A 22,802-nucleotide genomic window follows, 5' to 3' on the forward strand; every position below is an offset into this window, starting at 1 on the left:
CGCGCCCCGATTACAGGGGCGCGAACGTCGCCGGCGCGCCACGTGGCGCGGCACCGCCGTCGGGCTGCACGCGTCTCGTAGCGTGGGATGCGCTCGCGCGGCGGCCGCGCCCCCGTGCTACGAAACAGCGGCGATCCGGCCGCAACGCGCGTCCCTACACTCGTCGGATCGCGTCGCGGCGCGCATGGCGCCGCGCCTTCAGGGAGACGAGCATGCTGTTGATCGACGGATTGGGACTGGGCGTCAACTGGCAGCGCTTTCTGTCGGAAACGCTGAACCCGGTCGTCGCACCGCCGCCCCCGCCGCCGCCGCCGCCGCCGCCGAAGAAGGACGATTCGTCGGCCGGCCCCGCGAACCCGGTTGCGACGCCGCCGATTCCGGTAACCGCGACGCCGTCCACCGATCCGTCGAAGCCGACCAACCCCGAAATTGCATCCGCGACCTCGCTGGTCCAGAGCATGGCCGCGCAGTACACGGTGCCGCCGCCCGACATCACGGTCGAGAACGACAAGACGCGCGCGGTGCAGAAAGCGATCCAGGACGCGCAGACGCAATACGACAACGCATCGCAATCGCTGCAGGGCGCGCAGAACGTGCTGCGTCTCGTGAACCGCGATCCCGAATCGACGCCCGACGACCGCAAGACCGCTCAGGATGCCTACGCGAAGGCGCGCACCGCCGCCGACAGCGCGCAGCGCGACCTGAACGTGACGACCGACGCGGGCTACATGATCCTGTACGGCGAACAGGCGAACGCCGACATGCCGGCCGGGATGAAGATCGACGACTCCGGCAAGGTGACCGATCCGGGTGACGCGCAACATGCCGCCGACCAGCAGTTCAAGACGCTGCTGGCCGCGTTTCCCGAGCACGCGAACGATCCGAACTGGGTGCCGCAGCAGAGCGACTGCAAGAACCCGCTGCAGATCCGGCTCTTCGACAACTGGCAGACCGCCAGCGCAACGGCCGCCGTCGGTGCGTCGAAGTACTACGCGGACGTCGCGAATTCGAACCTCGCCTATACGCAGTTCCAGTCGTATCTCGCCGATCCGGACTACAAGGACGCGCTCGACTCGGGCGTCGGCCGGCTCAACGATGCGCTCCAGCCGCTGGAACTGCAGGTCACGATGCCCGACGCGCCGGCATCGCAGGACGCCGCGCAGCAGGCCGTCACGGCGGCGGCGAAGGACGCGAACTATGCCAATGCCGCGGCCGGCGCCGCGAAGGACAGCCTGGCGCTCACGAACGCGCAGCAAACGTACGACTCGGTCAGCGGCAAGGAAGGACCGACGGTGGTCGTGGCGAATGCGGTGTCGGATGCGAAGACCGCCCTCGCCCGTGCGCAGACGGCCGCGAACACGAGCGGCAGCTATCTGCAGATGCTGTCCGCGCAACATCAGGTCGACACGCTGCAGGCCGACTACACGAAGAAGCAGCAGGCCGCCGACGCCTGGCACAAGGCCAACCCGGGCTCGATGCTGAAGGATCCGCAGGTCGACCTCGACGTCGGCGACGCATACGCGAAACTGTCGCAGGCGCAACAGCAGGCCGGTATCGCGCACGACGGTTTCGTCGCGACCTACGGCGCGACGCTCGCGCAGCAGTACGACGACCAGGCGTCGCAGATCCAGGCGCAGGTCAACGCGCGCTCGATCTTCACGAAGCCGACGACCCAGCCGCCGCTGCTCGCGCCGTCGCTGTCGACCGCAAGCGGCCTGCCTTCCCTGCCCGCATCGTCGCTGTCGACCGCTGCGAGCGCCGCCCCCACCGGCACGCCGACGCTGCCGACGTCGTCACCGCTGCCCGCGCCATCGCTGTCGACCGCGAATGGCGGCCTGCCACCATCGCTCACCGACTCGTCTCCGTTCGTGCTGCCGCAGTCGCCGGCCACGCAGGCCGCGCCGGCGGGCCCGACGCTGCTCGATGCAAAGCGCCTGCAGGTCGTCGCAGGCGCGATCCGCGCGGCCGACAGCCGGCTCGCGAATTCGGTCAACGAGCGCGCAACCCAGGCCGCGCTATCGCAGGCACGCATCCAGCAGACACAGGCAAAGAGCACGCTCGCATCGGTGCAGAAACAGTACGACGACTGGGCGGCCGCGAATCCGCCGCCCGTGCGGTTCCGCTACGTCGCGGGCGACGACATGATCCCGGCACCGTCGGCACCGCGGCCGAACCTGTACCAGGACCAGCTCGACAAGGCGAAGGCTGCCGTCACGCAAGCCGACAACACGGTACAGCGCCTGCAGCTGCTGAGCGAGACGTCGCACCAGCAGGTGTTGATGGACCAGTTCGACGCGGGCCTCGACGAGCGGCTGCGCTACGCGGCGCCCGATTCGGATGCCGGCAACGACTACAAGAAGGCGCTGCACGATTTCTACGAGGCGCATCGGGGCGAACTGTCGAACTCGCTGCTCGACGCGGCGAGCGCGAGCACGCAGAACGGCAATACGATCGCGTTCGGCAAGCTGACCGACAACGAACAGCGCAACCTGATCGGCGTCGCGCTCGGGATGCAGCCCGACGTGCCGAACACAGCCTCGTCGAGCGATGGTTCGGATCCCGTATCGCCGACGAACGACGACGTCGCGCGCTTCACCGACAAGGACAAGCTGTCGACGATCAACAGCGTGCGCGACACGCTGCTGAAGGTCGGCGGCGGCGCGACCACGCAGGTCAGCGTGCTGCCGATGGTGTATGCGGCGAAGGACGCCGGCATGACGACCAGCGCGATCTTCAAGGTCACCGGCAAGGACGGCACGCAATACGTCGACGAGACGGCGAGCACCTACAACGACATCAACGACTACATCGACAACAACCAGCTGTCGAAGGACGGCACCGTCGACATCGCGACCGGCCACAACGCGGACGGCTCGCTGCAGCTCGTGTCGAAGGCCGCGCATCATGAAAGCGGCTTCGACAGCTTCCTGAACACGCTGACCAGCACCGGCCTGAACATCGGCATGATGGTCGGCGGCATGGCGCTGGAAGGTATCGGCGGGCTGCTCGACGGCACCGGAATCGGCGCGATCGTCGGCGTGCCGCTGAACATCCTCGGTGCGGGGATGATGTACACCGCGATCGGCGCATCGATGACCAGCGCGGGGCTCGACATCGCGACGCGCATGGAACACGGCCGCAGCATCAATCCGTTCACCGACGCGGGCGCGCGCGCCGACTTCATCAATCTCGTGCCGATGGGCGCCGCCGGCGCCGCCAAGCTCGCCGGCAGCAAGCTGTTCACGCGCGCGGTGACGGCGCTCACGCGCACGCCGAAAGTCGCGTCGCTGCTTTCCACCGGCGCGAAGGCCACCGCGATCGTGACCGGCGTCGGCGGCGCGGTCGAGGCGTTCGGCGAGGCCGGCGTCGACTATCTCGCAGGCGACAAGAAGGCGGCCGGCGAACAGCTCAAGTCCGGGCTCACCAACGTCGCGCTGATGGCCGCGGGCGGCCTCAAGGAACGCGCGGTCACGTCGGCGCGAACCCGCACCGGCCGGCCGGTGCCGATCCGCACGACCGACGGCGAGACCGTCACGGTCGACAGCAGGATGCTCGGCCAGATCCTGAACAAGGGCGACGTGTCGTCGCTCGCCTACGGCCGCACCCGCGCGACGCTCGACGGCGAAGCCGTGAAGGTGTCGCCCGAAGGCATGCTGATGGTCGGCGACAAGATCCTGACCTACGACAACCAGCCGATCCGCGTGCTCGACAAGACGTCGAGCAAGCAGATGCCGCCCGGCAAATCGGTGGTGCTCGGCGAAGACGGCACGCTGTCCGTCGTGTCGGCGTCGCCGAAGGAATGGACCAACGGCACGCGCGTCGACGACGTGAAGGGAACCGGCGAGCGCCTGTCGTTCGGCCCGGACGGCGAGATGACCACGACGCCGAACGTCATCCCGAAGACCCGGCTCGAGCTCCTCGATCACGCCATTGCGCAGACGAGCGAAGCGATCCGGCAGGCGAACGGCGCCGACGCGCAGGCGCCGCGCAGCCTCGCACAGACGGCCGCCGAAAGCGAAACGGCCAGCACCGCGAGCAACGCCCGCAGCACGCAGCGCGCGAGCCAGGAACGCGCGCGCGTCGACCAGCAGCACGACGAAACCGAAGTCGACCGCACGGCGGCCGCGCGCAGCGACCGGCGCAGCCAGGATGCGCAGGCGCTGCGCACGCGGGCCGCCGAGCTCGACGAGCCAGCCGGCGCCGGCACGCGAACGAAGACGGACGGCGCACCGCCGCGCGTCGACGTGAAGGTCGTCGACCTGACGGACGAAGCGCCCGCCGCGCGGCCGGCCACGCGCGATCCGGCCGGCATCGCGGTACCGCGCGGGCCGAGCGCCGAACCGCTGGAGGTCGGCGACCGCACCGTCTATGTCGTGCGCGACCGCACGGCGCAGGACGCGCCCGGTGCGCGGCCGTCCCCGTTGCGCCCGCAGGATCTCGACGAACCCGTGATCGTCGTCGCCGGCGAGCATGACGCGGCGCTCGCGCCCGAACTCGCGAACCGCTGGCAGAAGCCCGTCTACGCGGCCGCGCCCGACGCGTTCGGCGCCGACGGCCAGCTTCGCGCGAACGCGAGCGTGCTGCGTTTCGATCCCGCGCCGGAAACCGCGGCAGCCGAAACCGGCTTGCCGGGCGCAGCCGCGGCCGACGAAGCGCCACCGGCGTCGCCCCACCCCGCGGCCGGCGACGACACGGTGATCGTGCTGGCCGGCAAGCGCGGCCCGAACGAACCGGCGATGCCGCGCGCTGCCGCGGCGGCCGAACCCGTCAGCGCGCTCGACGGCATCTTCAGCGCACCGAATCGCGTGCTCGTGCTCGTCAAGCCGGAGCGCCCCGCCACCGTCGAGCGCACGGCGGAACGCGAGACGGACACCGGCAAAACCGCCGGCAAGGCGGCCGGCGATACCGCCGACCGGACGGCCGCCCGCGCGAACGCGACCGACGCGCGCCCGGCTGCCGCGAACGACGATACCGGGCTCGCCGCCGCGCATCCGGAAACGACCGAAACACCGCCGCCCGACCCTGCCGCGTCGAACCCCGGCTGGATCACGCGGATGCAGATGCGTTTCGGCGGCGCGGCGCTGCCGGAGGCCGCGCAGGCACTCGCGATGCAATCAGGCACGCTCGCGACGCAGTTGCGCATGCTCCAGGACGCCGGCTGGCGCGTGACGCTCGGCAAGCGCGGCGGCGGCAGCCGCATCGATCCGCGCAAGCGCCGCGTGACGATCGACGGCGGCCTCCAGCATCCGGGCAGCATCGCGTACACGCTCGCGCACGAAGCGCGGCATGCGGTCGAGGCAATGGCGGGCGTGCTCAATCTCGACTACGGCAACCGCAGCCGCTTCACACGCAAGGCGCTCGAAGCCGAGGCGCGCGCGCAGATCAACGCGTTCGAGGCACGCTACGAGATCCAGCTCGCGGGCGGCGGCGACATCGCCGCGCACGTGCGGCTGCCCGATGCGATCGAGCACGAAGGCGACGCATGGCGCGCGCCGTCGCACGACTACGCGGGCACGGTCGGCCGGCTCGTCGACGCATTCGCCGACGCACCCGTATCGGGTCGCGACGGCGAGACCTACCGCGACTTCTATCATGACGTATGGGCGCGCCAGAAACGCCGCGGCGGCATTCCGCGCCGGATGCCCGCGCCGCAGACGCGCGAATCCGGCGACACGCCGCGCGGCGTGCGCAGCTTCGACGAACGCGTCGCGTGGAGCCGTGCGCATGCCGAGTACGCGTCGCCGTTCGGTGCGCGGCCGGCGCCCACGGTGTCCGAACTGCAGGCGGCCCGCAGCCGCCATTTCACGGTGCTGGAGGACGCCGGCGTGATGATGCTGCACGCCGACACGCTGCCGGACGGCACGCTGCTGACGGGCGGCCGGCCGACCGGCGTGCACGAATACGCACTCGACCAGGCGCCCGCGTTCATGATCCAGGACGGCTATTCGATCGTGCTGTCCGCGCAGCAGGGCGGCGAAGCCGCCGCCGCACAGCTCGCGAACCTGTGGCAACGGCCGGTGTACGCACCGCCCGCGCACGCGGTCGGCGCGCATGCCGCACTGCTCGACACCGGCGTGTTCCGCCGCTTCGACCCGGCGCCCGCGGCACCGCACGACCTCGGCCCGCTGACGGCCGACGCCGAAGGCGTGCACGTCGAAGGCCGGCCGGGAGAACGGATCGACGTCGAACGCCACGTCGGCGAGCTGCTCGGCTTCGGCGGCGAGAAAACCGTGTTCGCGCTCGGCGACGACGCCGCGCTCGCGGTGTACGACAAGGGGCCCCATACATCGGAAGCCCACCAGCTCGACGCGGCGATCGACGAAAGCATCGCACTCGACGATCTCGCGTCGTACGGCCTGAAAACCATGACGATGAGCGGCCCGTTCTCCGCACTCAACCGCGTCGCGGTGCTGTACCGGCCGCTCGGCGTATTCCACAGCTTCAGCTTCGAAACGGGCGCGCTGCCGCACGTGGTGTCGCGCGCGGCGCTCGAACATATCCGGCAGATCCGTGCCGTCATCGAGAGCACGGGTATCGGCTTCGACCTGCAGGGGCTGTTCACGCACAACGGCGATTTCCTGCTGAGCGACCCCGGTTCGATCGGCATGGAGGCGGGCGAGCACTTCACGGCATTGCAGCGCCTCGCGCTGATCGAGCGCGCGCTGACGAGCGGCCTCGAACGCGGCAAGATCGAGCTTGCGCATCCGCAACTCGCGGAAACGCCGGCGCCCGGCGCGTTCGTGCAAAAGCCTTCGATCATCACACGCGTGCGGATGCGCTTCGGCGGCGCGCCGCTGCCGAAGGAAGCCTATCGCCTGATCGATGCATCGGGCCTGCTGTCGCAGCAGATGCGGCTCGTTCGCGACGCGGGCTGGAAAGTCGTGCGCGGCACCCCGGGCGAAGGCAGCAAGATCGACACGCAGCGACGCCGCATCACGATCGACGGCAACCTGCGCTCGACCGGCTCGATGGTCTACGTGCTCGCGCACGAAGCCGGTCATGCCGCCGAAGCCGTGACCGGCACGCTCGGGCTGGACTACGGGTCGACGCAACGCTACGTGCGCTCCGCGCTGCTGGCGGAAGCCCGCGCGCAGGCGAACGCGTTCGCGATCCGCGACGAGATTCGCACGAACGCCGGCGTCGACGTCGGCCGCTACGTCGCGCTGCCCGATGCGATCGCCAACGAATACGGCCGCGCGCGGCCCGGCGATGCCGAGTCGATCGCACGCCTCGCCGACGCGTTCGAACACGCGCCGACCTCGCTCGGCGGCATCAGCTACGGCGAGTTGTACCGCCGGCAGGCGCAGGCCGCGCAATCGGGCCGGGCGACGCTGGCCGCACCCGAGCACGACGCGGCCGCCGCGCTCGCGGCCGAAACGGCGTGGTCGCGTGCGCGTCCCGTCAAGGCCTCGCCGTTCGACGGGCGCGGCGTGACCGGCGTGGACGACCTGCGCCTGCTGCATTCGGACGGGCTGTCGTACGACCGCGAAGCCGGCATCGTGATCGTGCGCGGCACGACCGACGCGCAGGGCCGCCTCGTCGACGCCGACGGCCGCCCGTGGTCGCCGGTCGAGTTCACGCTCGCGCACCGCTCCGTGTTCGGCTTTCCCGGCGCGGCGATCATCCTCGCCGCGCGCAACGGCCGCGACGCGGGCGCATGGCTCGCGAACGTGTGGCAGCGGCCCGTGCACGTGCCGCCGACGATTGCCGTCGGCTTCGGCGCCGAAGCCGCGCTGAGCCCCACGCGCGCGTGGCTGCGCTTCGACCCGGCGCCGCACACGCGCCCCGATCTCGGCCCGCTCGCGGTGGACGGCAACGGCGTCCACACGAGCGGCGACCCCACCGAACGTCTGCCCGTCGAGCGCGTCATGGGCGCGGCGACCGGTGCCGGCATCGAAAAGACCGTGTTCGAACTCGGCCGCCGCAATGCGATCGGGATCTACCTCGGCACCGACAACCACGCGATCCTCAACCATATCGACGCGATCCGGCACGAGCAGGAAGGCCTCGCCGCACTGCGTGCGTACGGGCTGAAGACGCTCACGCTCGGCGGCCCGTTCGCCGCATTCGACCGCGTGGCCGTGATGTACGAGCCGTTCGCGTCGCTCAGCAGCCACGACGTGACCGCCGGCGTGCTGCCGGAGCGCGTCACGCACGACGCATTCGCGCAGCTCGATCGCGCGAGCGAGATCACCGAGCGGCACGGCCTCTATTACGATTTCGAAGGCGTGTTCGACGCCCAGGGCGACTTCTACCTGAGCGACCCGTCGTCGCTCGACGTCGGTGCGCCGCGGCTGAACGTCGACGGCATCGTGCGCGACATCCGCGCGCTGCGCGTCGTGCTCGAGGACGGCATCGCGCGCGGAGCGATCGAGCTCGCGCATCCGGAAATCACCGAACATCTGCCGCCCGATGCGTTCGCGCAAAAGCCGTCCGTCATCACGCGGATCCGGATGCGCTTCGGCGGCGCGCCGCTGCCGAAGGAAGCCTACGCACTCGTCGACCGCTCGACCCTGCTCAGCGGGCAGGTCGCGCAAGCGCACGCGGCCGGCTGGAAAGTCGTGCTCGGCCGCCCCGGGCGCGGCAGCCGCATCGACACCGCGAAACAGCGGATCGTGCTCGACGGGCGGTTGCGCGGCACCGGCACGCTCGTCTATGCGCTCGCGCATGAAGCGCAGCATGCGGTCGAGGCGATCACCGGCCAGTTGGCGCTCGACCACACGTCGCCAGAAGCGTGGACCGACAGCGCGCTGATGGCCGAGGCGCGCGCGCAGGCGAACGCGTTCGCGGTGCGCCGCGAACTTGCCGGCGACACGGGCATCGATATCGCGAAGGACGCCCACCTGCCCGACGCGATCGCGCGCGAGGCCGATCACGTGATGCCCGGTGACGCAACCGGGCTGCGCCGGCTTGCGGCCGCGTTCGGCGACGCCGCGCCGTCGGTGCCCGGCCATGCTACCTATCGGGACTACTACACGAGCCAGGCGGCCCGCATGCGGGCCGGCGGCGTCCCGCGCGAGATGCCGGCCCCCGCCCCGCTGTCGCGGCGGCGCGCAACCGCGCCCGCGCACGCGTCGGGACCGGCCGTCAAGCGCGGGCAGCGTGCGCTCGACCAGCTCGCCACGCACGGCAAGCGCGACCTCGTCCGCATCGACGGCGACCAGCTCGCCAGTGTCGACGACATGAAGGCGGCGTTCGGCAACGACGCCCATGTGCTGATCGCACCGCACATCGACCGGCCGGCCGACCGGATCGACGCGCGACATCCGCAGCCCGAGTTCATCGCGAGCCTGCGCACGAGCGCCAACGGCAAGTTCATCGACAAGAAGCCGGCATCGGACGAGATCGATCCGAAGGTCGCGCAGGATGCGTTCCTGCCGCTCAAGTCGAAAGGCGACGCCAGCCGCAAGAACTACGACTACTACCTGTCGCCCGTCCCGCTCGACGCGTTGCGCTCGTTTGGCGGCGCCGCGCGCATCGAGGCGTACTTCGGCGAGCTGCGCCAGTGGGACGTCGAACCGTCGGCCACGGGCGTCGCCGACAGCGTCGTCGCCACCGTGAAGCAGCTCGACGATGCGCCCCGCTTCCAGCGGCCGAAGCAGGCGGAAAAATACGCGCGCAAGCATCCCGGCGCGCAAACGACGCTCTACGCGATCGATCGCAAGTCCGGCAAGGTGCTCGGGTACGCGACACTCGATGCCGAGCAGAAATGGACGTACGTCGAAACCACGTCGCTGGGCGACGCGACGATCGCCGAGCGCGAGCTCGCCGACGCGTTCCGGCGACGCTCGCGCCTGTTGCCCGACGGGCGCCGCGGCGTGCGCTTCGTGGTGGCCGACGTCACGCACGACGTCGTCGACAGTTACGGCGGCTTCGCACCGGCCAAAATGCGCCGCGCGCTCGACGACCGGAAGACCCCGCTGTCGAAGCCCGATGCCTACGTCCAGCGCGTGCTCGGGCGGGTTCGCCCGTCGCTGCGCCAAAAGAACCTGGAAGCGGCCGATGCCGGCACGCCGAACCTGCTGCCGCCAACGCCGGACACCGCGCTCGACTTCAACGCGCAGCACGCGCCGCAGCTGTTGCGCGCGATCGAGATGGGCGAGATACCCGAGGGCCACTTCGTGTACGTGTTCGACCACGAAGGGAGCGTCACCGACGCGCTGCGCGGCACGCTCACCGGCCTCATCGCGGTGGAGGACGGCGCGATCCGCTGGTATGACACCCTCGCCGAGTACCGCGACGGCGACAACGAAGGCCTGCCGCTGGATCGGGCGACGATCGGCCGCGGGCCGTTCGGCGGGAACCAGCATTTCCTGCTGTCCTCGCTCGCCCCCGATGCGTTCGTGCCGCGCGCCGCCGCGCTGAAGGAGGCCGCGCTGCAGGCCGAGGAGGCAGCGCGGCAAGCCGCGGCGGCCCAGGCCGCGCCCGCCGCACCGCCCGCCGCGGGCAAACGCAATGCGGGCGGCCGGCCCGGCAAACCCGGCCGCAAGGCCGCGCGCGGCAAACCGCAAGCGAAGCAACCGGCCGTTCAGCCGGCAAAGCCGCCGGCCGTACCCGCCGCGAAGCCGATCGCGCTCGAACCGTACCAGCCGGCCTTCGTGTCGAGCACGATCGTCGAATCGGTCACGCGCTACGGCAAGGCGAAAGTCGCCGATTTCGCGTCGACGCTCGAACGCGTCAAGGAATGGGGCAAGCGCGACCAGGGCAAGCACGACGGCAACGGCTTGACGCTCAGCGACGAGCCGCGGGCCATCATGGCCGACGCCACGCTGTGGAAGAAGATCTTCAAGACGCTGGACATGTGGCGCGAGGCTTCGAGCCTGCATCCGCATGGCGCCGTCGCCAATCCGGGGGGCGGCCGCAACAAGCTGGTGCGCCGTTCGCAGCAGTTCGTGATCGACCACGGCGCCGCGCGAACCGCCGACCGGAAGCTGATCGACGCGTACGCCGAACTGCCGCCCGACATCCGCGACCGGCTCGTCCCGATGTCGCGCTCGTTCTCGCTGCGCGACGATCCCGAGGTGATGCGGCAGTACCTCGAGCAGTACGGCGGCCTGCTCCCGGCCGTCGCGCTCCAGGTCGATCCGTATTCGCAGGCTGCCGCCGTCGGCGGCAAGCAGGACCCGGGGCTGATCCAGCGCGCCAGGAAGTTCGGCGACCCGACGGGCGCCCGCTACGACGACGATACGGCGACGATCACGCGCACGGATCCCGACGGCACGCAGCACACGCTCGAACTCGACGACCTCGCCCACCTGCACAAGTGGCTCACGGCGGCATCGAAATACGGCTTCCTGCTGCGGCTCGAGGCCGCGCCGTCCCGGCCGCTCGTGTCGCGCGAAGACGGTCACGCGATGGCCGGCACGAACAACGGGTATGCCGAAATCCGGCGCATCGCCGAATCGCTGGAAACGTGGGCGAAGCAGCACGAGGGCGAGAAGGCGCCGCTCGTGATGCTGACCTTCCACGGCGCCGATGCCGTGCTCGAGCCGGTGCCGGGCGAAGGCCACGTGCAGTTGCTGGACGCCATCCTCAGCCGGAAACAGCTCGACTGGGTTCATGTCGGCCTGTCCTGGGGCACGCACGGCGACGACTTCATCGCGAATGCGGATCTGACGCGCGCGCTGGCGGCGAAGCTCGTCGACTACAAGCTGAACGCAGCCGGAAAGTTCGCGAGACTGCACGGCGGCGATGCACTGACGCGCGTCTACGAACCGGTCAGCGCCGAAGACTTCGCGAACCAGCAGCGCATCCTGTTCACGGAGGTCGAGCGCATCGCGAAAACGCAAGGCATGACGGACGGCGAGATCGCGGCATTGCGCGACGAACTGTACGAGCACAACACGTCGACGCTGCTGAACCAGGCGCGCCGCGCAACGAACGAGTACGGCCAGAGCATGTGGCGGCGCATCGGCGACGACGACGTCGGCAAACTCGAAAAGAAGGCGCGCGAGATCGGCCGCGACTGGCTCAAGCGCCATCGCGCCGCCACGCCCGCGCGGCCGAAGCTGGCGCCGCAGCCGGCCTCCGACAGCCGCCTGCACTGGAAGAAGGTCACCGGCCGGCCGGCGCTGCAACACGACGGCTCGCATCCGATCGGCGCCAACCGCAAGGCCATCGCCCAGCCCGATGCGCCCGCCGCCGCCAACGCGACGATGGACGAGGCGACCGCGCACCTCAATGCGCTGCGCGTGCACCGGCCGTCGAAAGAGCCGTCCGACCGGTGGAAGACGGGCATCACGAGCGGGATCGTCCTCGGTGCGTCGAGCCTGATCGGCCTCGACGCCGCGTTCCACTGGATCAAGCCGACCGTCATGAGCAATATGTCGTCGTCGTTCCTGCTCGCGTCGCGTCTCGGGCGCGTGTTCCAGGTGATGCACCAGGGCGCCATCCGCAGCCTGCAGTCGGGCGACCCGAAAGCCGCGGTCGCGGCACTCTCGCATCTCGAGACGACGCTCGTGCGGCAATTCGGCTCCCAGACGCACGAATACGGCGAACACCGGCCGATCCAGCTCGACGCCGCGGTACGCGACGCGCAGGCGATGGCGAGGCAATACGTCCGGCAATACCGGCGCGGGACGATGAGCTTCGAGGACGCCAAGGCCAACATCACCGCGCTCGCCGACGACGTGCTCACGCAGATGCAGGGGTTCGTCGGCGGCACGTCGTTGCAGCAGCTTCACGCGGGCAATCCGCGCAGCCTGCTGGGCATCGCCGGACGCGCGGGCACGGCCATCGCGTCTGTCGCCACCGTCACGAGCGGCATCGGCAAGATCGCCGGCGCGCACGACTGGTTCGGCCTGGCGCTGGGCACGACCGGTGTCGCCAGCGGCGCGCTCGGCGCCGCATACGCGGGCGCGTCGTTCCTGATCGTGTCGCGGCGCGTGAACGCGGACAAGCGCAGCCGTGTCGTGCGCGTGCTCGATTCGGCGGGCGACTTCGCGTCGGTCGCGCTCGGCGGGCTGTCCACCGCGTCGCAATGGAACCAGGGGGAATACGATCTCGCGGTCGCGACCGCGACGTCGACCGCGCTGCTGCTCGCCGGCCGGCTCAATACGCACTTCCCGAACGCCACGCCCTTCGTCAAGAAGATCCCGACCGCGGTCGTCATGATTCCGGTCGCCGCGTTCGGCTACAAGTTCATCATCGGCGTCGCGCCGATGATCGGCGGCCTGTTCAACTGGATCTTCGGCGGCGGCTCGCCGTCTCAGTCGAATCTCGCGCCAGGCGCGTTGCCGGGTGCCACGCCATCTGCGTCGCCGAGCGCCACGCCATCCGCCACATCGTCCGCCACACCGTCGCCCACGACGAGCACGACGGCGCCGCAACCGTCGCAAGGCACGCCGTCGAGCCAGCCGGCACCATCGAACTCGCCGCAGCCGTACATCGTCGTCGCCGGCGATTCGCTGTGGGTGATCGCGGACCAGCATCGCCAGTCGCTGCTCGACGCCGCGCAGGTATCGCGCGCCGACCAGCAGGCGATGACGCGCGGCGAGCAGGACGCGCGCGCGCTAAACGAGATCCTGCAGCTCAATCCGTCGGCCGCGCGCGATCCGGGCCACCTCGCGATCGGCACACCGCTGAACGTCGGCTGACGGCCGGGTCCGACCGCGGATGGCCGGAACGCCGGCCGTCCGCCGGGCGCCGCGTCACCCCGCGCGCTGATGTTCCAGCCACGCCTGGAACATCAGCACCGTCCACAGCTGGTGCTGCCAGTTCATCCGGCCTGTCTGATGCTGCCGCCACAGGCGGTCGACCGCCGCCGCGTCGAAAAAACCCTCCTCGCGCAGCCGCGACGGCCGCAGCAGCGCCTCCGCCCAGTCGCGCAGCGCGCCGCGCAGCCAGTGATCGACGGGCGCGCAGAAGCCCTGCTTCGGCCGGTCGATCAGCGCGGACGGCACGTACCGGTCGAGCAGCCGGCGCAGCAGCGCCTTCGACTGCCCTTCCGGCAAGCGCACCGCCGCCGGCACGCGCCACGCGAATTCGACGACGTGATGATCGAGGAACGGCATGCGCGTTTCGAGGCTGACGGCCATCGCCGCACGATCGACCTTCGCGAGGATGTCGGTCGGCAGGTAGGTGAGCGTATCGATCGCCATCGCCTGCTCGGCGAAGCTCAGATGCTCGGGCCACGCGGACACCGTGTCGAGCGGCGTCGGCGGCTCGTGCCCCGACAGCGCGAGCCGTTCCGGATGATGCACCGACGACATCAGCAGCCGGTACAGCCCGATGCGGCTCTCTGCCGTCATCACGTGGCCGAGCTTGTGCAGGCGGTCGCCGATGCGCGTCGCCGATTCGCGCGCCTCCACGCCGCCCCACGCCCCCTGCGCGACGGCCGCGAGCTGGTCGGCGTGATCGGGCCGCAACGCATGCAGCGCGGCGGCGATCCGTGCACGCACCGCCGCCGGCACGCGATGCAGCTTGCGCCACAGGCGCGGCGTCAGGAAGTAGCGCGTATAGCCGCCGAACAGCTCGTCGCCGCCGTCGCCGGACAGGCTCACCTTCACGTGCCGGCGCGTCAGCTCCGACACGAGGAAGGTCGGAATCTGCGAGGCGTCGGAGAACGGCTCGTCATAGATCGACGGCAGCTTCGGCACGACGCCGAGCGCATGATCGGCCGTCACGTAGAGTTCGGTATGGCGCGTGCCGAGATGACGCGCGACCGCCTTCGCGTAACCGGCTTCGTCGTAGCCTGCTTCATGGAAGCCGATCGTAAACGTGTCGACCGGCGTCGCCGATTGCGCCTGCATCAGCGCGACGATCGTCGACGAATCGATGCCGCCCGACAGGAAGGCGCCGAGCGGCACGTCCGCTTCCATCTGCCGCGCAACGGCCTGGCGCAGGATCGTGTCGAGCTGGCCGACCGCTTCGTCGGCGCTGCCCTCGAACGGCTGCGCGCGGCCATCCTCGATGGCCTGCTCGAGCGTCCAGTACGCGCGCAGGCGCGGCGTATCACGCGCATGCTCGAACTGGATGAAGGTGCCCGGCGGCAGCTTGTGAATGCCGCGATAGATCGTGTACGGCGCGGGCACGCTCGACTGGCGCAGGTACAGGCACAGCGCGTCGCGATCGATCGCGCCGTCGAAGCCCGGATAGCCGCGCAGCGCCTTGAGTTCGGATGCGAATACCAGCGCGTCGCCGATCCGGCCGTAATAGAGCGGCTTCTCGCCGATCCGGTCGCGCGCGAGCGTCAGCACCCGCGACGCGCGGTTCCACAGCGCGAACGCGAACATGCCGGTCGCGCGCCGCAGCGTCGCCTCGACACCCCATGCGACGATCGCCGCGATCAGCACCTCGCTGTCGGAGTGGCCGCGCCACGCCGGTGCGCGCCCTGCACGCTCGAGTTCCGCGCGCAGTTCGCGATGGTTGTAGATTTCGCCGTTGAAGACGATGACGTAGCGACCGCACGCGGATGCCATCGGCTGTCGGCCGTGCACCGACAGGTCGACGATCGCGAGCCGCCGGTGGCCGAGCGCGATGCCGGCCTCCGGATCGACCCAGATCCCCTGCCCGTCCGGCCCGCGATGCGCGAGGCTTGCCGTCATCCGCGCGAGGGTGCCGCGCGCTGTCTCCTCATCGAAGGCGACGCTATTCAGAAAGCCGTCGATTCCGCACATTTGATTTGTCCGCCCCTGTTGACCATTTTCGTCACGCGTGGCGCAACCTCGCGGCCCGCCGCCCAGCGTGACGGTCGAGCCATATTACGAAGAAATAAATCAGCAATAATTCACAGGTGAACTTCCCCGCCAGCCGGAAAAAAATAACGTCAAGCACTGCGCATGCATGACCATTCACGGGGCCATATCGAATGGCAACGTATGGCCACACAATTGCGCGGAACGGAAAAAAGGGGGGCATACGGAAACGGCGGCCGTCGCACACGTCATCCCGCACCGGTCGCCCATTTCAGCAACTGTGCGACCTCGCGGAAATGTTGCGCCTGGATCGTGCCGTTCTCGGGCGTCGTCTCGTACAGCGCCTGCGCGAGGCCGACGTTCGCGAGCGTCGGGCGCAGTTCGTCGCGCGCGGCACGCACGATCCGCTCGGCCGCGTCGCCCTCGCCGCGCGCGAGCACCCACGGCAGCGTGCCGATCCCGCCGTAATACAGCGCGACCGCAACGCGCGGCGAGTAGACGACCACCGACGCATAGCCGATCCGGTCGGACAGCGACGCGAACTGCAGCTCGCGCGCGAGCTGCCGGCGCTTCGCCTCGATGTGCGGATCGCCTTCGTCTTCCTTGTGCTCGCGCCGCACTTCGTCGATCGACATTTTCATCTTCTGATTGAATTCGTGCCGCTGGTGCACGATGTCGATCAATGCCATCACGATGTAGATCAGCGCGGCCCAGCCGAACAGCAGCATCAGCAGCTTCACGATCAGCGCGAGGATCGAGATCGGCCGCGTGAAGCCCGACTGCACGGACGGGTCGAGCGACTCGACGATCAGCCAGCCGAGCGTCGCGACGAGCAGCGCCGTCTTCAGCAGCATCTTCGCGAGATTGACGAGGTTGCGCAGCGACCACAGGTTCTTCATCCCCTCGGCCGGGTTGAGCCTCGACAGCTGCGGCACGAGGCGGCTCCACGCCATCACGCCGCCGACCTGCACGAAGCCCGCCAGCAGGCCCGCGAGCAGCCCGGCCGCGACGATCTGCGCGGACAGCGTCGCCCAGTCGCGCGCTGCGCCGTCGATCAGCACCGCGATTCGCGCGGACGGGTCGGCCGCGCCGACCGCATCGAACACGAGCCGGAACAGCGCCTGCAGCCGCGCGAACAGCGCGCCGATGCCCACCGCGAGCGCGACGCACACGCCGACGAAGAACGCCGACGAAATCGTCTCCGCGCTCTTCGGCACATCGCCTTTCTCGCGCGCCTCGCGCAGGCGCTTCGCGGTCGGCTTCTGGTCCTTTTCGGCCATCGCGGCTCCGTCGCGCTCACGCGCCGCCGTGCGCGGCGAACAGCGCGCGCAGCAACGCCATCAGCCCGCTGTCGGGGCTCAGCAGCGCATGCAGCGACGCGTACACCACCGGCAGGAACAGCACCATCATCAGCAGCGCGAGCGCGCTCTTCAGCGGCTGCGAGAACACGAAGATGTTGAGCTGCGGCACCGCGCGCCCGACCAGGCCGATGCCGAGCTCGACGAGCACCAGCACGATCGTCACCGGCGCGGCGAGCTTCACCATCCATTCGAAGATCGTGTCGGTCTGGCGCACGACGAAGGTCTGCAGCATCGACGAGAAATCGGGGCCGAGCGAGCCGATCGGCCACCACGCATACGACTGCGCGAACAGCTGCACGAGCACCTGCAGCCCGCCCGCGGTGACGAACAGCGCGATCGCGACGAAATTCAGGAATCCCGACGTCGGGCCGCCCTCATGCCCGCCCATCGGATCGAAGAACGCGGCGCTGCCGCTGCCGGTCTGGAAATCGATCAGGTAGCCGACGCCCTGGATCGCGAACAGCACCGCGCTGAACGCGCCCGCGAGCAACATGCCGACCACCGCCTCCTTTGCGACGAGCAGGCACCACATGAGAAACGGCAGCGCGGCCACCTGCGCGGCGTCGATCGCCGGCGCGACGAACGCGGCGATCACGACGGCGATGCCATTGCGCACGAGCCCCGTGACGATCTGCTCGTTGAACACCGGCACGACGAACATGATCGGCAGCAGGCGCGGCATCACGTAGAGCAGCGGCCGCAGCATGCCCGCGACGTCGTTGAAGCCCGAGGCCGGGTCTAGCATCGGCGCTCCACGGCGGCGGGCAATGCGGCGTCGTGGGGCTCGTCGCCATCGGCGGCGGCCGCTTCGCCCAGGTCGGCCGCATCTGCCTGCGCATCGGCCGGCGCCGCGGTCATCGCCGCATCGAATGCGGCGGCGGCTTCGGGCGGCGCCTGTCCGTGGCCTGCAACGTCGGCGGCCGAGGCCGCCCAGGCGCCCGCCGTCGCGAAGCGCCGCACCGCATAGCCGTCCGCAACTTCGTCGGCATCGCGCTCGACCCGCGCGGCGCGCGCATGCAGCGCCTTCTCGCCGGCTTTCTCCAGCTTGTCCTCGGCGGCCTGCGCCTTGCGCGCGGCGCGCTGCAGGTCGGCAAGCGTCGCCTCGTGGCCGCGATGCACGTGCGCGGCCTCGTTCACCGACGCGTTCGCGGTGCCGATATGCCGGTCGAAGGTGCGCGTGTCGGCCGCCGCGTTCTGCAACGCGCGCGCCTCGCGCACGTCGTCGGCCAGCCGCGTCTGGATCGCGGCCTTCGCTGCGACCTGCTGCGCCAGCTGCGCGTGCGCGGCGTCGAGCGCACGGCGGCTCTGCGCGGCGATGCCCTGCTGGCGCGCGGCCGCGACGCGTGCGATCTGGCTGCGCATCTCGCGCACGCGCTTCAGGCGTGCGAGCGTCGCGAGCACGAGGCGGTCGTCGGCTTCAGACATGATCGTTCGCCAGCTTCGTCAGCTTCGCGAGCAGCGTGTCGAAGCGCACGTCCTCGTCCGACGCCTGCGCGCAGAACGCACCGATCGCGTCGCGCGCGCGCAGCGCGAGATCGCCGAGGCGGTCGCTGCCTTCGCGATATTCGCCGATCTGCACGAGCAGTTCGATTTCCTGGTACTTCGCGATCAGCTCGCGCACGCGCGCGGCCGCCTGCTGGTGCGCGCGGCTCGCGACGAGCGGCATCACGCGCGACAGGCTCGCGAGCACGTCGATCGCCGGATAGCGGTTCGCGAGCGCGATCTTGCGCGACAGCACGATATGGCCGTCGAGGATCGAGCGCACTTCCTCGGCGATCGGGTCCGACTCCTCGTCGCCTTCGACGAGCACCGTGTAGAGCGCGGTGATCGATCCGCGCGCGCCCTGCCCCGCGCGCTCGAGCAGGCGCGGCAGCACCGCGAACGTCGACGGCGGGAAGCTGCGCCGCGTCGGCGGCTCGCCGCTCGCGAGGCCGACCTCGCGCTGCGCGCGCGCGAAGCGCGTCAGCGAATCGACCAGCAGCAGCACGCGCTTGCCCGCATCGCGGAAATGTTCGGCGATCGCGGTGGCGACCAGCGCAGATTTCACGCGCTCCATCGCCGGGCGATCGGATGTCGACACGACGACGATCGAACGCGCACGCACCTCGGGCGACAGGCTGTGCTCGATGAATTCGCGCACCTCGCGGCCGCGTTCGCCGACCAGCGCGATCACGTTCACGTCGGCCTGCGCGCCGCGCGCGATCATGCCGAGCAGCGTGCTCTTGCCGACGCCCGACGGCGCGAAGATGCCGACGCGCTGCCCGATGCCGAGCGTCATCAGGCCGTCGATCACGCGCACGCCGGTCGGAAACGGCGTGTCGATCATCTTGCGCGCGAGCGGATTCGGCGGGTCCTGCTGCGTCGACACCCACGCGGCCCCGGTCACCGGCCCGCGATCGTCGAGCGGCCGGCCGAGCCCGTCGAGCACGCGGCCGAACAGCCCCTCTCCTACCGGGAACACATGCTCGCGCCCGGACGGCACGACGGTCGTCTCGGGCGACAGGCCCGCCACGTCGCCGAGCGGCGTGAGCAGCGTCGTCTGCCGCGAGAAGCCGACCACCTCGGCAAGCAGCGTCGGCTGGTTCGGCGTGCGCAGCTCGCAGATTTCGCCGAGCCGCGCGCGGATGCCGGTCGCATTCAGGATCTGCCCGACCGCGTGATTGACGCGGCCCTGCACCGACACCGGCGAGAAGAACGCGAGGCCCGCATCGAGTTCGCCGACGAGACGGCCGCGATCGAACGGCGCGCCATCGTCGTCGCCGAACGGCTGCGGATCGTCGAGCGGCGCGCTCATCGCGCGGCCCCTTTAAGCACATCGCGGCGGATCGCCTGGCGCAATGCGTCGATCTGCAGGTCGAGGCTCGCGTCGATGCGCCCGGACGGCGTCTCGACCGTGCACGCTTGGCGTTCGAGCTGTGCGTCCTCGACGATGCGGATTTTCTGCCGGTTCGACTGCCCGGCGAATGCGCCGTCGAGCGCATCACGCATTTCGTCCTTGCGGCCGGGCGCGATCCGCACGATCAGGAACGCCTCGTCGCGCACGAGCGGCGCGATCCGCGCGAGCGCGGCCTCGTACAGCGTCTGCGTGCTCATCTCGCCGACGATCGCGCGCACCGCCTTCACGACGATGTCGGCCATCGCGTCCTTCATCGTCTCCATCGTGCGCGCGGCGGCGAGCGCCTGCGTATAGGCCTGCGCGGCCTGCTCGCGCTGCGCGCGGCGCATCCCTTCGTCGTAGCCGGCCGCCTGGCGCTTGTCGAATTCGCGCTGCGCGTCGGCGATGATGCGCGCCGCCTCGTCGCGCGCGGTGGCGATCACCGCGGACGCATCGAGCAGCGCGGCATATTCGCGCTCCTTGAGCACCTTGCGCTCCGACAGGAGTTGCAGGTTGTCGCTCGTGATCAGAAAAGCCAGTCCCATGACGCAAGCCTCTCGGGAATCAGAAACAGGAACATCAGCTCACCGAACTGGTCGCGCTGTGCGCGGTTCAGCCAGTACGGCGCTTCGTCGTCGATCGCGCGGTGAAATTTCAGGCGCGTGCGCCGCGCGACCGCGTCGCCCGCCACGCCGATGAAATCGGCCAGCAGCCGCCCGCCGCGCGCGCGAATCACGGCGGGCAACGCGGCGGGATCGGCGCGCCACGGTTCCAGCGTATCGGCGAGCGTGCCGAATTCCGGCGCGCGTTCGAGTGCGAGTTCGAGTGCGTCGGCGCCGAGCTTCGCCGCCACTTCGGCGCGAATGCGCCGCGCGGCCAGCGCGTCGCGCAGCCACGCGCGATGCAGCAGCAGCCCCGCATACGCGGCCAGGTGCTCGAGCGCCGCGCCCGGCAGCAGCGCGAGCCGCGCGCACGGGTTCGCCACGTCGAAGTCGTGCCGGTCGGCCACGCCGTTCAACGCGAGCAGGTGCCGCGCGAGCAGCTTGCGGCCGGCCGCGCCGAACGCATCCGGCGAACGGTAGCGCGCGGGCCAGTCGGCCGGCACGCGCGTCACGTGCAGATAGCGGTCGGGCCGCAGGTTGAAGTCGCAGACGAGCGCATGAAACGCGGCGCGGCGTGCCGCGGGCGGCGGCCCGAGCGGCTGCAGCCACGGCAGCGGCACCGCATCGGATGCGGCAGGCCCGTCGCCCGGCGGCGGCGCATGCGGATCGTTCATGCGCCGTCGCGTGCGCCGTCCGGCGTGCGCAGGCCGCCGGAACCGGTCGCCCCGTGCCCCGCGCGCGGTGCGCCGAGCAGGCCCGCGAGCCGTGCGCCGAACATCCCGCGCCGCGCCGCCGACAGCGCGATCACCGCGCAGGTCAGCAGGATCAGCGCGAACACGAGCCAGCCGAGCGGCGAGCGCAGCCGCACGATGTCGGTCATCGCGCTGCCGATGCCGTCCACCCGCGCCGCGCGCGCGGCGGCCGGCTGCAGGAACAGCGACACGTTGTCGTACTGCAGCCCTTCGATGCTGTGCGCGACGAGATCCTTGACCATCGGCGCCATCGCGCGCAGGTCGACGCCGGGCCGGTAGCGGATATACACGGCCGCGGACGACGGCTTGATCTTGTCCGCGAGCGGATCGTTCTCCGGAATCACGACCTGCACGCGCGCGACGACCACGCCCTCGATGTCCTGCAGCGTGCGCGACAGGTCCTGCGATACGCCGTACAGGTAGCGCACGCGTTCCTCGGCCGGCGTCGACACGAGGCCCTGCTTCTGGAACAGCTCGCCGAGGCTCGCGTAGCTCGGCTTCGGCAACCCGTTCGCCTGCAGCACCGTGAGCGCCGACTGCATGTCGCCGTCCGCGACGCTGACGAGCCACGCGTTGCGGTCCGACGTGTCGCGCGCGTCGTTGTCCTTCGACGCGCTGATGCCCGCGTCGCCGAGCACCGCGACCATCTGGTTCGCATCGCGCTCCGACAGGCCCGAGTACAGCTCCTTCTGGCACCCGGCCAGCAGCACGAGCAGCCCCGCGAGCAGCGCGCGCGCCGCCCGGCTGCGCCACGCATGCGCGCGCGGCGTCGAATCGATCGTCGTCATCGTTTGTCCGCTTCCGTGTGAGCGCGGCCTTGTGCGGCACGCGCGCACGCCATCACTCCTGCGTCTTCAGCACCGTGTGCGTGAAGCCGTTCGCCGCCTGCGCGACCGACAGGCTCAACTGGTATTCCGAAATCGTGGTGGTCGCCGTCCACTGAAAATCCATCGCCTTCACCATCGTCATCATCGGATCGCTGCGGCTGTCGGCCATCGACGTCAGCATCTCGCTGCGATGCTTGTCGATGTTCGCGTACCGCGCGTCGAGATCGTTGCCGTAGGTGCGCAACCGCTCGACGAGCGACGACTGGTTCGCCTGCGCGGGCGTCATCTGCACGGCCGGCGCCGCATCCGCCGGTGCGCGCGACATCGCGACGCCCGACGAAGACGGCGGCGCGGCCGACGATGCGCCCGGCTGCATCAGCGCATCGAATTGGCGCACCTGCGCCGGATCGGACGTCGAGCCCGTCTGCTGCGCGGCTCCCGCGAGCGCGGCCGCGCCCGGCGGCGCCGCGCCTACGCCTGTCACTGACATGTTCATGCCCTCCTCTGGAAGCGGACGCCGGACCGGATGATCGGTCGGGCCCGCCCGGAACGGGCCGGCCGGCACGCGCATGGCCGCCGCCGGGCGCCCTTCGCGGGCAGGCCCGGCGCGCGACGCCGCGCGGCGCGGCCGGGGGGCGGCGGGGGGGGGGGGCGGCCCGCGGGCGGGGGCGGGGGGCGGGGGGGGTGGGCGGGCGCGGCGGCGCGGGGGCGGGGGTGGGGGGTTGGAAGGGGCGGGGGGGTGGAGGGGGG

General features: G+C 70.6%; 10 protein-coding genes. 1 reads left to right on the forward strand and 9 read right to left on the reverse strand.

Features of this window, described 5'->3' with window-relative positions:
• The first annotated feature begins 212 nt into the window (after window positions 1–212).
• Complete coding sequence (locus C5O79_RS27565) at window positions 213–13,595, forward strand: LWXIA domain-containing protein (RefSeq protein WP_131931916.1); 13,383 nt, start codon at window positions 213–215, stop codon at window positions 13,593–13,595.
• A gap of 54 nt (window positions 13,596–13,649) precedes the next feature.
• On the opposite strand, the gene asnB is transcribed toward C5O79_RS27565, so the two are convergent.
• The 9 genes from asnB to C5O79_RS27610 form a co-directional block, all read right to left on the reverse strand.
• Entirely contained in the window at window positions 13,650–15,617 is a 1,968-nt protein-coding gene (gene asnB, locus C5O79_RS27570; RefSeq protein ID WP_046548321.1) for an asparagine synthase (glutamine-hydrolyzing), read from the reverse strand.
• A 266-nt stretch (window positions 15,618–15,883) separates the two neighbouring features.
• Window positions 15,884–16,915, reverse strand: a complete 1,032-nt coding sequence (locus tag C5O79_RS27575) for an EscU/YscU/HrcU family type III secretion system export apparatus switch protein (RefSeq protein ID WP_131931918.1) — start codon at window positions 16,913–16,915, stop codon at window positions 15,884–15,886.
• 16 nt (window positions 16,916–16,931) lie between these two features.
• Window positions 16,932–17,741 carry a type III secretion system export apparatus subunit SctT gene (gene sctT / locus C5O79_RS27580; protein WP_047849651.1) on the reverse strand — a complete coding sequence of 270 codons (810 nt, stop codon included), beginning with the start codon at window positions 17,739–17,741 and terminating at the stop codon, window positions 16,932–16,934.
• Window positions 17,735–18,421, reverse strand: coding sequence for a hypothetical protein (locus C5O79_RS27585; RefSeq protein WP_046548324.1), 687 nt, complete (start codon window positions 18,419–18,421; stop codon window positions 17,735–17,737). Before C5O79_RS27585 ends, sctT begins: the two co-directional genes overlap by 7 nt.
• Window positions 18,414–19,790 (reverse strand): type III secretion system ATPase SctN, encoded by a 1,377-nt coding sequence (gene sctN / locus C5O79_RS27590; RefSeq protein ID WP_046548325.1) that lies wholly within the window; start codon window positions 19,788–19,790, stop codon window positions 18,414–18,416. The genes C5O79_RS27585 and sctN overlap by 8 nt, the downstream gene beginning before the upstream one ends.
• Complete coding sequence (sctL, locus tag C5O79_RS27595) at window positions 19,787–20,416, reverse strand: type III secretion system stator protein SctL (protein ID WP_131931920.1); 630 nt, start codon at window positions 20,414–20,416, stop codon at window positions 19,787–19,789. Before sctL ends, sctN begins: the two co-directional genes overlap by 4 nt.
• Complete coding sequence (locus C5O79_RS27600; protein ID WP_124473986.1) at window positions 20,398–21,147, reverse strand: SctK family type III secretion system sorting platform protein; 750 nt, start codon at window positions 21,145–21,147, stop codon at window positions 20,398–20,400. Before C5O79_RS27600 ends, sctL begins: the two co-directional genes overlap by 19 nt.
• A complete protein-coding gene (gene sctJ / locus C5O79_RS27605; RefSeq protein WP_046548328.1) occupies window positions 21,144–22,013 on the reverse strand; it encodes a type III secretion inner membrane ring lipoprotein SctJ in 870 nt (289 codons plus the stop codon). The genes C5O79_RS27600 and sctJ overlap by 4 nt, the downstream gene beginning before the upstream one ends.
• Window positions 22,014–22,065: 52 nt before the next feature.
• Window positions 22,066–22,542 carry a hypothetical protein gene (locus C5O79_RS27610; protein WP_122477482.1) on the reverse strand — a complete coding sequence of 159 codons (477 nt, stop codon included), beginning with the start codon at window positions 22,540–22,542 and terminating at the stop codon, window positions 22,066–22,068.
• Between the last annotated feature and the right edge of the window lie 260 nt (window positions 22,543–22,802).

Origin of the sequence: Burkholderia sp. SRS-25 (genome assembly GCF_004343765.1) — a bacterium.
In the GTDB taxonomy this organism is placed as follows: Bacteria; Pseudomonadota; Gammaproteobacteria; order Burkholderiales; family Burkholderiaceae; genus Burkholderia; species Burkholderia contaminans.